At 71.6% G+C, this 13,912-nt stretch carries 13 protein-coding genes; 7 read left to right on the top strand and 6 right to left on the bottom strand.

All coding sequences use genetic code 11. The annotated features are described in order from the left end of the window. Positions 1–7: 7 nt before the first annotated feature. From VK501_RS27900 to VK501_RS27890, 3 genes are read right to left on the bottom strand one after another with little or no spacing between them, the layout of a single operon-like run. Entirely contained in the window at positions 8–2,233 is a 2,226-nt protein-coding gene (locus VK501_RS27900; RefSeq protein ID WP_324343329.1) for a heavy metal translocating P-type ATPase, read from the bottom strand. 2 nt (positions 2,234–2,235) lie between these two features. After that, positions 2,236–3,135 carry a hypothetical protein gene (locus VK501_RS27895; protein ID WP_324343328.1) on the bottom strand — a complete coding sequence of 300 codons (900 nt, stop codon included), beginning with the start codon at positions 3,133–3,135 and terminating at the stop codon, positions 2,236–2,238. Then, a complete protein-coding gene (locus tag VK501_RS27890; RefSeq protein ID WP_324343327.1) occupies positions 3,135–3,341 on the bottom strand; it encodes a heavy-metal-associated domain-containing protein in 207 nt (68 codons plus the stop codon). The genes VK501_RS27895 and VK501_RS27890 overlap by 1 nt, the downstream gene beginning before the upstream one ends. A gap of 124 nt (positions 3,342–3,465) precedes the next feature. Between VK501_RS27890 and VK501_RS27885 the strand changes: the two genes are divergently transcribed. The 3 genes from VK501_RS27885 to VK501_RS27875 all read left to right on the top strand — a co-directional run bounded on the left by VK501_RS27885 (position 3,466) and on the right by VK501_RS27875 (position 5,016). Next, positions 3,466–3,942: a DUF4396 domain-containing protein gene (locus tag VK501_RS27885; protein WP_324343326.1), complete on the top strand. Its 477-nt coding sequence runs from the start codon at positions 3,466–3,468 to the stop codon at positions 3,940–3,942. Between the two features lie 61 nt (positions 3,943–4,003). Then, the gene (locus tag VK501_RS27880) at positions 4,004–4,369 is read left to right on the top strand and encodes a metalloregulator ArsR/SmtB family transcription factor (RefSeq protein ID WP_324343325.1); all 366 of its coding nucleotides are present in this window, start codon (positions 4,004–4,006) and stop codon (positions 4,367–4,369) included. Continuing rightward, positions 4,366–5,016, top strand: a complete 651-nt coding sequence (locus VK501_RS27875; RefSeq protein ID WP_324343324.1) for a cation diffusion facilitator family transporter — start codon at positions 4,366–4,368, stop codon at positions 5,014–5,016. Before VK501_RS27880 ends, VK501_RS27875 begins: the two co-directional genes overlap by 4 nt. A 15-nt stretch (positions 5,017–5,031) precedes the next feature. Here VK501_RS27875 and VK501_RS27870 read toward each other — a convergent pair whose 3' ends face one another. Further along, on the bottom strand, positions 5,032–6,225 hold the full coding sequence (locus tag VK501_RS27870) for an oxalate decarboxylase family bicupin (protein WP_414641208.1): 1,194 nt from the start codon (positions 6,223–6,225) through the stop codon (positions 5,032–5,034). A gap of 290 nt (positions 6,226–6,515) precedes the next feature. On the opposite strand from VK501_RS27870, the gene VK501_RS27865 reads away from it, so the two are divergent. Beyond that, the gene (locus tag VK501_RS27865) at positions 6,516–6,962 is read left to right on the top strand and encodes a hypothetical protein (protein ID WP_324343322.1); all 447 of its coding nucleotides are present in this window, start codon (positions 6,516–6,518) and stop codon (positions 6,960–6,962) included. A gap of 19 nt (positions 6,963–6,981) precedes the next feature. On the opposite strand, the gene VK501_RS27860 is transcribed toward VK501_RS27865, so the two are convergent. After that, positions 6,982–8,244, bottom strand: coding sequence for a S8 family peptidase (locus tag VK501_RS27860; RefSeq protein ID WP_324343321.1), 1,263 nt, complete (start codon positions 8,242–8,244; stop codon positions 6,982–6,984). A gap of 118 nt (positions 8,245–8,362) precedes the next feature. On the opposite strand from VK501_RS27860, the gene VK501_RS27855 reads away from it, so the two are divergent. The 3 genes from VK501_RS27855 to VK501_RS27845 all read left to right on the top strand — a co-directional run bounded on the left by VK501_RS27855 (position 8,363) and on the right by VK501_RS27845 (position 11,759). Beyond that, positions 8,363–8,827: a hypothetical protein gene (locus tag VK501_RS27855; RefSeq protein WP_324343320.1), complete on the top strand. Its 465-nt coding sequence runs from the start codon at positions 8,363–8,365 to the stop codon at positions 8,825–8,827. 89 nt (positions 8,828–8,916) lie between these two features. Continuing rightward, positions 8,917–11,139, top strand: a complete 2,223-nt coding sequence (gene cofH / locus VK501_RS27850; RefSeq protein WP_324343319.1) for a 5-amino-6-(D-ribitylamino)uracil--L-tyrosine 4-hydroxyphenyl transferase CofH — start codon at positions 8,917–8,919, stop codon at positions 11,137–11,139. Further along, positions 11,139–11,759: a class II aldolase/adducin family protein gene (locus VK501_RS27845; protein WP_324343318.1), complete on the top strand. Its 621-nt coding sequence runs from the start codon at positions 11,139–11,141 to the stop codon at positions 11,757–11,759. The genes cofH and VK501_RS27845 overlap by 1 nt, the downstream gene beginning before the upstream one ends. 12 nt (positions 11,760–11,771) lie before the next feature. On the opposite strand, the gene VK501_RS27840 is transcribed toward VK501_RS27845, so the two are convergent. Continuing rightward, on the bottom strand, positions 11,772–13,912 hold a 2,141-nt coding region (locus VK501_RS27840; RefSeq protein WP_324343317.1), incomplete at its 5' end, for an arylsulfatase.

The raw sequence follows: 13,912 nt of genomic DNA, 5'->3' as shown, positions 1-13,912 counted from the left end.
TTGCTTCCTACGACCGGAACCGGCGCAGCCGCAGGGCGTTGGCGACGACCGAGACGCTGGAGAGCGCCATCGCGGCGCCGGCGATCAGCGGGTTGAGCAGGCCGGCGGCGGCCAGCGGCAGGGCGGCGACGTTGTAGCCGAAGGCCCAGGCGAGGTTCTGCTTGATCGTGCGCAGCGTCGCGCGGCTGAGGCGGATGGCGTCGGCCGCCGAGCGCAGGTCGCCGGAGACGAGCGTGAGATCGGAGGCCTCGATGGCGACGTCGGTGCCCGTGCCGATCGCCAGGCCGAGGTCGGCCTGGGCGAGCGCCGGGGCGTCGTTGACGCCGTCGCCAACCATCGCCACCACATGGCCTTCGCTCTGCAGGCGCGCCACGACGGCGGCCTTGTCGGACGGCAGCACCTCGGCGATGACGTCGGCGATGCCGACCTCGGCGGCGACCGCGCGCGCCGTGGTCTCGTTGTCGCCGGTGAGCAGGATCGGGCGCAGTCCCAGGCCCTTCAGGCGCGCGATCGCCTCCGCGCTGGTGGGCTTGACGGTGTCGGCGACGGCCAGCACGGCGCGGACCTCGCCGTCCCAGGCGGCGAGCACGGCGGTGCGACCCAGCGTCTCCGCTGCGCGCTGGGCGGCGGCGAGCTCGGTCGGGGCGGTCAGGCTCCACTCGCGCATGAGCGACGGGCGGCCGACCTGGACGCCGTGGCCGTCGACCACGCCCTCGACACCCAAGCCCTCGCGGTTGGTGAAGGACTCGACCGCGGGCAGCGTGTCGAGCTCGTCGCACGCCGCCCGGGCGACGGCCTGGGCGATGGGGTGCTCGGAGGCGTCCTCCAGCGCACCGGCGATGCGCAGCACGTCGGCGCGGCTCGTGCCGTCGGCGAGCGTGACGTCGACCAGGCTCATCCGGCCGGTGGTGACGGTGCCGGTCTTGTCCAAGACGATGGTGTCGACCTTGCGGGTGGACTCCAGGACCTCCGGGCCCTTGATCAGCAGGCCGAGCTGGGCGCCGCGGCCGGTGCCGACCAGCAGCGCCGTCGGGGTGGCGAGCCCGAGTGCGCACGGGCAGGCGATGATGAGGACGGCGACCGCGGCGGTGAACGCGAAGCTCGTGCTCTCGCCCGCGCCGATCCAGAGCCCGAGCGTCGCGACCGACAGGCCGATGACGACCGGGACGAAGACGCCCGAGATGCGGTCGGCCAGTCGCTGGACGGGCGCCTTGCCCGTTTGCGCGTCGGTGACGAGCCGGGCGATCTGGGCCAGCGCGGTGTCGGCCCCGACCTTCGTCGCGCGGACGACGATGCGCCCGCCGGCGTTGACGCTCGCCCCGGCGACCTCGTCGCCCGGGCCCTTCTCGACGGGCACCGACTCGCCCGTCAGCAGCGACTGGTCCACGGCGCTCGTGCCCGCCTCCACCACGCCGTCGGTGGCCACCTTCTCCCCGGGGCGGACGACGAAGCGGTCGCCCGCGGCGAGCTGCTGGACGGGGATCCGGCGCTCGCCGCCGCCGGCATCGAGGACGGCGACGTCCTTGGCCCCGAGCTCCAGCAGCGCCTTCAGCGCGGCACCGGCGCGGCGCTTGGAGCGGGCCTCGAAGTAGCGGCCCGCCAGCAGGAACGTCGTGACGACCGCGGCGGTCTCGAGGTAGAGCTCGTCGCCACCGGACGCGGTGAAGCTCAAGCGCATGGTCATGCCCGTCATCCCGGCATCGCCGAGGAACAGGGCGTACATCGACCAGGTGAAGGCGGCCACGACGCCGAGGCTGATGAGCGTGTCCATGGTCGCGGCGCCGTGGCGCAGGTTGACCCACGCGGCTCGGTGAAACGGCCAGGCGCCCCAGACGACGACGGGCGTGGCGAGCTGCAGCGCCAGCCACTGCCAGTTGTCGAACTGCAACGCCGGGATCATCGACAGCAGCAGCACCGGCAGCGACAGGACCGCCGAGACGATCAGCCGCCGGCGCAGCGGCGCGGTCTCGTCGAGGTCCTCAACCGCGTCGCCGGCCGGGCCGGGTGCGCTCGACGGCAGCGTGGCGTCGTAGCCCGCGGCCTGGACGGTCGCGATCAGCTGCTCGGCGTCGACCGCGCCGGCGTCGAAGTCGACCGTCGCCTTCTCGGTGGCGTAGTTGACGGACGCCGTGACGCCGTCCAACTTGTTCAACTTGCGCTCGATGCGGTTGGCGCACGACGCGCAGGTCATCCCGGTGATCGGCAGCTCGACGCGATCGGTGAGCGCGGCCATCGCTACTGCACCTCCTGGGTGAACGCGACGGTGTGGATGCGGTCCTCGTGCTTGAACTGCAGGAAGAGCCGGTAGCGGCCGGCGGTCGGCAGCTCGGTCATGAACGAGATGCGGTCGCCGGGGGTCGCCTCGTCCTCGGGGTGGACGTGCAGGTAGGCGAGGTCGCCCGCGCGCAGCGCGACGAGGTGGCCGCGGGCCTCCAGGTAGGGCTGCAGGTCGTTGACGGCTCGACCGTCGCGCGTGACGGTGAAGGTGAGCTTGGTCATCTTGCCGGCGGCGGGGGCGCCGCTGATGGCGACGTCGTAGCCGTCGACGGTCGCGTGGGCGGCGGGCGCGGGCAGGGCGCCGTAGGCGGCGTCGCCGTCGACGAGCACGTCGGTGCCCAGGGTTGTCTTCTCGCCGTCCTCGGGCGTGAAGTCGGCGAAGACGCGGTAGGCGCCGGGAGCGGTGAAGCGCAGTGGCACGGTCCAGCTACCGTCGGCCTGCTGGGTCGGGTGCAGGTGCTGGTAGCCGGTCAGGTCGCGGCGCACGGCGATCAGGTGCAGGCGCTTGCCGTGCTCCAGCGCGAAGTCGCGGACGGTCGCGCCGTGGGCGTCGACGATCCGGAAGGTGTAGGCCTCGGTCCGGCCGGCGGGCAGCGTGGTGCGGTCGGCCACCAGTCGCAGCTTCGGATCGGCGACGGCCAGTCCGGGCGGCGGCGCGCTCGCGCCGCCGGCCTTCACGTCCGTCTCGGCGTGCCCGCCGGCGTCCGCCATGCCGTCCATGGCCGGGGCGGTGCCCGCGTTCTCGGCGGCGCGGGCGTCACCGCCCTTGGGGTCGATGGCCTTCCCGGCCACCATGGCGATGCCGAAGAGGGCGGCCAGCAGCGCGGCGAACGCTGCGACGCGTGACGAGGCGTTCATCACGACACCACGTGGTAGCCCGCTTCGGCGACCGCTGCGCGAACCGCGTGGTCGCTGACGTCGCCGAGGATGGTGAGACCGCCGCTGTGGAGATCGACCTGGACGTCCTGCGCGCCGTCGATCGCGGCGACCTCCTCGGACACGCTGGCCCTGCAGTGCTCGCAGGTCATGCCTTCGACGACGTACTGGTGGGTGGTGGGGGTCATGTGCTGCTCCTTCGTATACCAGGTGGGGGTAAGAAAGATACACCCCGGGGGTATTACGCGCACATCGCGATTCCTTATACCCCCCTATGGTATCTTCGCCCGGCGGACCACCGAAAGGACGGACATGACGACCGCGGAGCACGACGAGCACGCCGGGCACGGCGACCGGAACCTCAACCACACCGCCTTCTCGGCCACGGTGCACTGCCTGACCGGCTGCGCCATCGGCGAGATCCTGGGCCTGGCGCTGGGCACCGCGTTCGGCTGGTCCAATGGCGCGACGATCGCCCTGTCGATCGCGCTGGCGTTCTTCTTCGGGTACTCGCTGACCCTGCTGCCGCTGGTTCGGGCCGACCTGTCGCTGCGCCAGGCGCTGCCGCTCGCCTTCGCGTCCGACACGCTGAGCATCGCCACCATGGAGATCGTCGACTCGCTGATCGTGCTGGCCGTCCCCGGCGCGATGGACGCCGGGTTGGGGGACCTGCTGTTCTGGGGCTCTCTGGCCGGCGCGCTGTTCGTCGCCTTCTGGGCCGCGTTCCCCGTCAACCGCTGGCTGATCGCCCGCGGCAAGGGCCACGCCGTGGTCCACGCCTACCACTGAGCGGGCATGCTCCTCAGGACGAGTGGAGACATGAACAGTCGTTCAGCTAATGTGTCGTGGTATGGCACACGACGGCCCGCCCGAGCTCGACCGGCTCCTGGACGACCCCGACTACGCCGCGGCGGCAGCCGATGCGATGCAGGCGCTGTCGGCGCCGAGCCGGCTGCGGCTGCTCGCCCGTCTCCACGCAGGGCCCGCGTCGGTCGGCGAGCTGGCCGAGGCGGTGGACATGGAGGGCTCGGCGGTCTCCCACCAGCTGCGGCTCCTCCGTCACCTCGGCCTCGTGACGGGCCGGCGCGACGGACGCCAGGTCATCTACGAGCTCTACGACGACCACGTCGCCGAGCTGCTCGAGCAGGTCGTCGGGCACGTCGAGCACGTGCGCCTCGGGCTCCCCGGGCGCACGATGCCGGCCGCGGCCTCGTGAGCGCGCACGCGCACGACCACGACGGAGGCCACGGTCACTCCCACGGCCTGGTCGACGACTCCGTCAAGCGGTCACGCGCGGGCCTCCGGGCGGTGGCGATCAGCCTCGCCGTCCTGCTGACGACCGCGCTCATCCAGCTCGGCGTCTTCCTCGCGACCGGCAGCGTGGCGCTCCTGGCCGACCTGATCCACAACGCCGGCGACGCCCTCACCGCGCTGCCGCTGGGCATCGCCTTCCTCCTGCGCTCCCGCGTGGCCGAGAAGCGCGCCGGCTACTTCGTCGTCGCAGCGATCTTCATCAGTGCCGCGGTCGCCGCCGCCGAGTCGGTCGATCGCCTGATCCATCCCCGGCCCATCGACCACCTGGTGGCCCTGGCCCTCGCCGGGGTGGTCGGGTTCGCCGGCAACGAGATCGCCGCTCGCGTGCGGTTGCGAGCGGGACGGCGACTCGACAGCGCCGCGTTGATCGCCGACGGCAACCATGCGCGCACCGACGCGCTCGTCAGCCTCGCCGTCGTCGCCAGCGCGGCCGTCGTGGCGATCGGGCTCGACGTCGCCGACCCTCTGATCGGCCTCACCATCACCATGGTGATCCTCCGCATCACCTGGCAGTCGTGGCGCACCGTGTCGCGCAGCGACGCGGGCTGACCCGGCGGCCAGGCGTCACTGCTGGCGGGCGACGACGATGCGCTTGGTCTTCGAGAGCGCGGCCATGGTCTGCTTGTCGAGCGGGAGGTGGTCCAGCACGAGGTCGGACGGGGTGAGCGCCAGCCACTGGTCGAGCGAGACGTCGGCGTAGCGGTCGCTGGCGAACATCTCCAGGAAGCGCAGCGTGTCGCTGCCCGTGTTCTCGATGTAGTGGCCCATCGGGCGCTGGACGTAGCCGACGTCACCGGCTTGGTAGTCGAAGGTGCCGGCGGTGCCGCTGGCGGCGAAGACCGTCATGCGCGCCTTGCCGCTGATGTAGTACTGCCACTCGTCGGCGTTGGGGTGCCAGTGCAGCTCGCGCATGCCACCGGGATCGACCTCCACGAGCGCCGCCGCGATCGCGGTCGAGGCATGGAAGTTGGTCGAGTCGACGATCCGGACGCGTCCGCCGGGGCACTCGATCGGCTTCTGGGCGGTCAACTGGTACGCGAAGCTCTGCGGGACGGTGCCGGCGGGGGACTTGACCGTGTCCGCGGCGAGCGGGCCTGGGACCTTGGCGGGGAAGATGTAGCGGCTCTGCTCGATGTCGGACGGGATGCTCGCGAACGATTTCGCCGGCACGCCGAAGTTCTCACCCACCACGTCGCGCGGGGTGTGCGCGAACCAGTCGGTGAGCAGGAAGGTGTCGAACTCGTCGAAGTCGCCGTCGTTGAAGACCAACAAGAACTCACAGCCGTCCTTGAGGCCCTGGATCGAGTGCGGGATCCCTTCCGGGAAGAACCACAGGTCGCCCTCGCCGACGTCGGCGATGAAGTTGCGCCCATCGGCGTCGACGGCCGTGATCCGGGCGCTGCCGGCCAGCATCAGCGCCCACTCGGCCGAGTCGTGCCAGTGCAGCTCGCGGATCGCGCCGGGCTTCAGGCGCATGTCGACGCCGGCCATGGTCGTGGCGACCGGCAGCTCGCGCACGGTGACCTGGCGCGTCCAGCCGCCGGTGGTCATCTTCGTGTGCGCGTCGTCGAACGAGAACTTGAGATTGGGCAGATCGCCCGCGTCGGTGCTCGGCGGCGTGAGCAGGTCGGGGTTCTGCCGCTCGAGCGGCTCGTTGCGCGGGCCGAGGATCGTCGAGCCTTCGTCGCCGCGCTGCGGCTGCGGCGAGTCATTTGCGGCCTTCGCCAGGCGCGCGGTGCACGCTGACGCGGCGAGCACGGCCCCGCCGGCCAGGAGCCGTCGCCGGCTGATGTCGGACACCGTCAGCTCGCCTTCACGCCATCGCGGGGCAGGCTCGCACAGGGCATGGACACCTCGGCACGTGGGGGACACGACACGCGTCGCAAGGTGTCACCGACTCGGGCTCCCGCACGCTGACCCAGGGGCCAGGTCTGCGCTGTGCGACGGCCGGGGGTCCTGCGCCGGAGCGGCTCGCCGGCTTCGGCGCGCTCTCACCCGTTCGGGGTGATGTCCGCCGCGGCCGCGGCCGCCAACGTGAGCGCATGACCATGGCTCCGGTGCAGCTGCTCACGTTCGCCTTCGGCTCCGACGCGGTCTTCGAGGGGCAGATGCTCGGCGCGATCGAGCGGCTGGAGAGCGGCGGTGCGCTGCAGGTCCTCGAGGTGATCTTCGTGCGGCGCGACGCTGCCGACGGCGAGCTGTCGGCGTTCGCGCGCCGGGGCGGCACGGCGGGCGGGATCGCCGGCCCGGCCCTGGAGTTCCGTCTCGACGAGGGCGAGCGCCGGCAGTCCACCGAGCGTGCGCTGTCCGGCGTCGCCGGCGACGCCGTGCGCGAGCTCGGCGATCGGCTTGAGCCCGGCGGCGCCCTGGCCGCGGTCTTCGTCGAGCACCGCTGGCTCGCGGACGTCGCGCAGGCCACGGAGCGGACCGGCGGCGTCGCGCTGTCCTCCGACTTCGTCGATGCCGAGGCGCTGGCGCGCGAGCTGTCGGCCTGACCCGGCGCCGGGCCGCCGCTCAGGGCGCGCTGGCCAGCGCGGCACCGACGTCGAGGACGCCCGGGTGGGCGACCTTCCCGGCGAGGGCCGCATCGGGCTGGGTGGAGGAGAGGATCGCCGAGCGAAGCTGGCTATAGGAGAGGTGCGGGTCGCGGGAGCGGAGCATCGCGGCGGCCGCGGCGACGATGGGGGAGGCCATCGAGGTGCCGCTCAGCACCTTGTAGCCGGAGCCGAGATAGGTCGAGATGATGCTGTCGCCGGGGGCTCCGAGGTCGACGCTCTTGGTGCCGTAGTTGGAGAACGACGCCAACGCCCCGGTCGTGGTGACGGCGGCGACGGCGATGATGTTGCTGTCGGTCAGCGCGGCCGGGTACTCCGGCGCCGAGTCGTTGCTGGTGCCGTCGTTGCCGGCGGCGAACACGAGCAGGACGCCCTTGCTCTGGGCGTAGTCGACCGCGTCCGCGAGTGCGGTGGACTTCGACGACGACCCGAAGGAGCCGTTGACGATCTTGGCGCCCATCCGCACCGCGTAGTCGATCCCGGTCACGGCATCCGACGAGGAGCCCTTGCCTCGGGAGTTCATGAACTTCACGGGCATGACGGAGCCGGTCCAGCAGAGCCCCGAGATGCCCGTGCCGTTGTCGCCATGGCCGGCGATGATCCCGGAGACGTGGGTCCCGTGGCCTTCGTCGTCGACGCCGGAGTCGCGACCCTTGACGAGGTCGACGCCGTAGTAGTCGTCGACGTAGCCGTTGTGGTCGTCGTCGACGTCGTTGCCCGCGACCTCATGGGAGTTGTGCCAGATGTTGCCCGTGAGATCGGGATGGCTGTACTGGGCGCCCGTGTCGAGCACCGCGACCTTGGCGCAGGTCGTGCGAGCGGTCCAGGCGACCGGCGCGTTGACGGCACCTGCCCCGGTCGCTGCCAAGGCGTACTGCTCGGCATACAGCGGGTCGTCGGGCTCCGTCGACTTCTTGAGGTAGTAGTCGGGCTCGGCGTACCGCACGCCGCGCTGGCCGCGCAGGCGTCGCTGAAGGGCGCTCAGCGCGAGTCCCTTGGCGCGCACGCGCACGACGGTCCCGTCGATGTGCGACAGACGCCGCACCAACCGGCCGCCGGCCTGCTCGATGACGCGCTGCCGGGCCGGCGACGACACGCTGCCGTGGAACCCCACGACGAGCTGCCCGGGGACGGCGTCGGCGGACGCCGCGGCCGGAGCGGACGCGATCGCGCCCACGACGAGCCCGGCGACGACGGCGAGCGAAGTTGATGCAGATGGCATCGTCGGATCGAGTGTCGACCGCCCACCGAACCGGTGCATCACCTCAATGGGATGAGGCGGGCGCCATCACCCGGATCGGACGACGAGCGGCAGGGCACGAGCGCGCAAGACTGCAACCGTGGATGTCGAGACCGCCCGGGGCATCGCCTACTACAGCCACTACGACCGGCGCGACCGGTTCGGCGAGATGCTCGTCGAGCACGTGGCCCGGGTGGCCGCTGCCGTGCCGCCGTCCGCGTGCACCACCGCCTGGCTGCACGACGTGCTCGAGCACAGCGACACGGCCCCGGCGACCCTGCGTGACGAGGGCCTGACGGACCTCGAGGAGGAGGCGTTGGCGCTGCTCACGCGCGCGGCCGGCGAGCCCTTCGAGCTCCATATGCTGCGCATCGTGCACGCGTCGGGACCGGCCGGTGAACTTGCCCGCGCCGTCAAGCTCGCCGACCTCGACGACCACCTCGCACGCGCCGCGCGTGACCCTCTCGTGCTGGACCTGCCGCCTTACGCGTGGGCGCGGCGCCATCTCATGTGGTGTGCGCCGCCCCCGGCGGCGTCGAGGCAGGCGACGCGGATCCCGTCATAGAAGGCGCCCGGCCGAGCGCGCGCCGCGATGCGCACCACGAGACGCGGCGTCGGCTCGATCCGGGGCCTACATTTGGATACGATATCCAAATGTCCCAGCGCGTGACCTTCTCCCGGAACGTGACCCTGTCGTTGTCTCGGACCTGCGTGTCGCACTGCAAGTACTGCGCGTTCCAGACGCACCAGCCCCACCTCCACGAGCCTGAGTACGTCGAGCGCCTCATCGATCGCGCCGCCCGGCGCGGCGTCAAGGAGCTGCTGATCCTGACCGGGGACGAGCCCGGCCACCATCCCGGCGTCCGCAAGCTGCTGGCCGAGCTCGGCCACGGCGACTTCGTCGACTACGTGATCTGGGCGTGCCGGCGTGCCCTCGACCGTGGGCTGCTGCCGCACACGAACCTCGGCGCGCTGAGCCGCGAGGACCTCGGCCGGCTGCGGGAGGTCACCGCCTCCCAGGGGCTCATGCTCGAGTCGATCCGTCCGGACCTCGTCGCCCATCAGGGATCGCCCACCAAGGACCCGGCCCTCCGGCTCGCCACGATCCGCGCCGCCGGCGAGCTCCGGATCCCGTTCACGTCCGGGCTGCTGGTGGGCATCGGCGAGACGGCCGAGGATCGCATCGCCACGCTGGTCGCGCTCGCCGAGGCCCACGCCGAGCACGGCCATCTCCAGGAGGTGATCCTCCAGAACTTCGTCCCGCACCGCCGGTTCTACGGCGAGGAGCCGGCAGCGATCGCGACCGACGCCGCCGAGCGGTTCTGGCGCACCGGCGTGGGCGAGCACCCGGCGCTTCCCGCGCCCGCCTGGGCGACGCCGGTGACGATCGAGGAGATGGTCGACCTCGTCCGCGCGGCGCGGTCGCTGCTGCCCGACGTCGGGATCCAGGTGCCGCCGAACCTCGCCGACTGGTGGCCGGAGCTCATCGAGGCCGGCGCCACGGACCTGGGCGGCCTCAGCGCCAACGGCGACCACATCTCGCCCGAGCACCCGTTCCCGTCGCCGCATCGTGTGCGCAAGGTCCTGCAGCCCCTCGGCTACGCGCTGACCGAGCGCCTCTGCGCCTATCCGCAGTACCTCGACGACACGTGGATCGACCAGTCGGTGCTCGACGTCGTCAAGACGAAGTACTGGTCCTTCATCCCGCGACGCGGCTCGGGGCGCCGCTCGGAGCGCGTCATCCGCCACGACCTGGTCGGCGGTGCGATCGCCAAGGGCCGCGCGGGCGAGTGGCTCGACGAGGAGGAGCTGACGGCGCTCTTCGCGGAGACCCGCCCGGAGGCCGTCGAGGATCTGCGGCAGGCCGCCGACGAGCTGCGCGCCGAGCTGGCCGGGGACACGGTGACCTTCGTCGTCAACCGCAACATCAACGTCTCGAACGTCTGCGTGGTCGGCTGCGCGTTCTGCGGCTTCGGCCAGGGCAAGCGCTCGCCCGACGCCTACGAGCACGACGACGACGAGTTCCGGCTGCGCGTCCACGACGCCATCGACTACGGCGCGACCGAGCTCTGCATCCAGTCGGGCATCCACCCGGACTGGAGCATCGACGACTACCTCCGCTACCTCCACGTCGCCAAGCAGGAGGCCGCCGCGCACGCGGTGGACCTGCACCTCCACGCCTACTCGCCGATGGAGATCAGCCACATCGCCGACATCTCGGGCCTGCCGCTGGACGAGGTGTTCGCGCGCCTGCGGGCCGCCGGGTTGGGGTCCACGCCGGGCACGGCCGCCGAGGTGCTCCACGACGGCGTCCGTGAGCGCATCAGCCCCAACAAGCTGCCCGTCGCGCGGTGGGTCGAGGTCATCGAGGCGTCACACCGATCCGGCCTGCGGTCCACGGCGACCGTGATGTTCGGCCACATCGAGGAGCCGTGGGAGCTCGCCGAGCACCTGCGCGTGATCCGCAGCCTGCAGGAGCGCACGGGAGGCATCACGGAGTTCGTCCCGCTGTCGTTCATCCCGTTCCAGACCTTGCTGGGCCGCACCCACGGCGTCGCAGAGATCTCACCGGAGGAGAACCTCAAGCACACTGCGGTGTTCCGCTTGGCCCTCGGGCGCACGGTGCGCAACCTCCAGGCCAGCTGGGTGAAGATGGGCCTCGACGTCGCCACCGAGGCGCTGCGCTGGGGCGTCAACGACCTCGGCGGCACGCTCATGGAGGAGTCGATCAGCCGGCTGGCGGGAAGCCAGCACGGGGTGCGGCTCGATCCGCCCGAGCTGATCGACGCCGCCCATCGCGCCGGCCGTCCGGCGGCCGAGCGGAGCACGTTGTACGAGTTGCGCCGCCGCTATCCGGTGCCGGCCCGGGCGGCCTGATGCTCGGCGGCGACGCCGAGGCGCCGCCGACCTCCGGCGACGCGGCGCGGCGGCTCCAGGTGGTGGACGCGGTGGGGCGCATGGTCGCCGCGCGGCTGCTCATCGGCACCACCGGCAACGTGAGCGTGCGCTCCGACCGGGGGATCCTCATCACGCCGACGCGCGCCGCCTACCACCGGCTGGAGCCCGCGGACCTCGTCAAGGTCGAGGTCGGCGTCCGCTCACCGCGCAGGCCGGCGACGGCGCCGACCCCGTCCCTGGAGCTGCCGCTGCACCTGGCGATCTACGCGGCGCGGCCGGACGTCGGGGCCGTCGTGCACACCCACACCCCGTTCGCGACCGCGTGGAGCTTCCTCGGCCGTCCGCTCGAGCCGTTCACCGAGGACTTCGCGTACTACCAGCTCGGAACCGTCCGGCCGTGCGCCGGCGACGCCGGCGGGGAGGCGCTCGCCGTCGCGGCCGCGGCGGCCCTGGACGACGCCAACGGCGTGCTGCTGGCGCGCCACGGGGTCGTCAGCGTCGGCGCCACGCTGGACCTGGCGGTCGATCGCGCGGCCGCGATCGAGCACGTGGCGCAGGTCGCCTGGCTGCTCGACGGCAGGACGCCGGCGCGTAGCTGAAGCCGCCTGTGGCTATTCGCGGGCCATCATCGCGACGGCTTCGCGTTCGAGGTCGACGTACGGCTCGCCGCTGACGTCGATGGCGACCCGGTTGATCGTGCCACCGGCGAACGCCCACGGCGCCGTGCCGGGGTAGTCGTTCGTGACGGGGTCGCTGCTGTCGCGTCCGACGCACAGCCCTTCCCCGCCGAGCGTGAACTTGCCAGGCTGGGTCTTGATGCGGCCCTCGCCGACCTTCACGTCGCCGTGGAACAGCGAGAGCGTGCCGACCGCGACGCCGGGCGGATCTTCGCGCTCCTTCTCGAAGGCCGCAGACAGGATCAGGCCCTCGCCGGTCGGCAGCTCCGTGTCCGCGACGATCTTCTGCTCGAGGCTGCCGACGAAGCTGTACACGTAGTGCAACCGGTTGTCCTTGACGTAGAGCGCGTGGCCGCCGAACCGGGCGCCGTGCGCGAACAGGACCCCCTCGGCCCCAGCCTGCGGGATGTCCACCAGCGCGGCGACCGCGTAGGACCGATTGCGGATGTTGACCGACTGCGACTCGGGGACGTCGGCGAGACCGGGGTAGTAGACATAGCGCTCGCGCGACGGCGACAGCATCGGTCGCGGCGTCGTCAGGAGCTCCAGGGGCGAGCGGTCGTCGAGCGGGAACGCGCCGTTGGCGCCGGCCTCGGCGTACCAGAGGTTGATCAGCTCCTGCAGACGCTCGGGCTCCTGGGCGGCGACGTCGTGCAGCTCGGAGCGATCGACGTCGACGTGGTAGAGCTCCCACGTGTCCTTCGCGAAGGCGTCCCAGCCGCTGAGCGTCGGGTGGGTGGTGACCGCCTTCCAGCCGTCGTGCCAGATGCCGCGCGAGCCCAGCATCGAGAAGAACTGCGTGTCCCGGGCGCTGGGCAGTGGCGCGTTGTCGAAGCTGTAGCGCATGCTCACGCCGTCGAAGTGGCTCTGGACGTGCCCTCCGATCGTCTCCGGCGGCTCGACGCCGAGCGCGTCGAGCATCGTCGGGACCAGATCCACGGCGTGGTGGTACTGCTCACGGAGCTCACCCTTCGCCTTGATGCCGGCCGGCCAGGAGATGATGCACGGGTCCGTCGTGCCGCCGTTGAACTCGTAGCGCTTCCACATCTTGAACGGCGTGTTGAACGCCATCGCCCAGCCGTTGGGGTAGTGGTTGTAGGTCTTCGGGCCCCCCAGCTCGTCGAGCATCGCGAGGTTCTCCTGGAGGTCGTCCGGGATGCCGTTGCAGATCTTGTTCTCGTTGACCGACCCGTTGGAGCCGCCCTCGCCGCTGGCGCCGTTGTCGGACACCACGACGACCATCGTGTTCTCGCGCTGCCCACTCTCCTCCAGGTAGTCCAGCAGCCGTCCGATCTGCGCGTCTGCGTGCGCGAGGAAGCCGGCGTAGACCTCGGCCATCCGGCTGAACAGCCGCTGCTCCTCGGCCGAGAGGGAGTCCCACGGCCGCGTGTAGTCCACCGCCGGGAAGGGCTGCCCCTCAGGACCGGTGCGCGTCTCGGGCGTGCCGATCGGGTTCAGCGGCGGCAGCTCGGTGTCGGGTGGGACGATGCCCAGCTCCTTCTGACGCGCGAGCGTCTGCTCGCGCAGCGCCTCGTACCCCATGTCGAAGCGACCCTTGAACCGATCGCTCCACTCCTTCGGCGCGTGGTGCGGCGCGTGGCAGGCGCCCGGGGCGTAGTACAGGAAGAACGGCTTCTCCGGGGCCAGCACCTTGGCGTCTTGGATGAACTCCAGCGCCTTGTCGGTGAGGTCGACCGTCAGGTGGTAGCCCTCCTCCGGCGAACGCGGCGGATCGACCGGGTGGCTGTCATACACCAGCTCCGGGAACCACTGGTTGGTCTCGGCGCCCAGGAAGCCGTACCAGCGCTCGAAGCCGCGCCCGTTCGGCCAGTTGCGCCGCGAGGACGCGAGGTTCATCTCGGCCTCCGGGCACAGATGCCACTTGCCCACCATGTACGTGTTCCAGCCGCGCTCGCCGAGGATCTGCTGGATCTGGCCGTTCTCGGGCGGGATCACCCCGTTGGCGTTGGGGAACCCGCTGGCGCACTCGGTGATGCAGGCCATGCCGTTGCGCGTGTGGTTGCGCCCCGTCAGCAGGCACGACCGCGTCGGCGAGCACAGCGCCGTCGTATGGA

This window comes from Baekduia sp., from assembly GCF_035318805.1.
Classification (GTDB): domain Bacteria; phylum Actinomycetota; class Thermoleophilia; order Solirubrobacterales; family Solirubrobacteraceae; genus Baekduia.
This window is presented reverse-complemented; position numbering and strand designations above follow the sequence as displayed.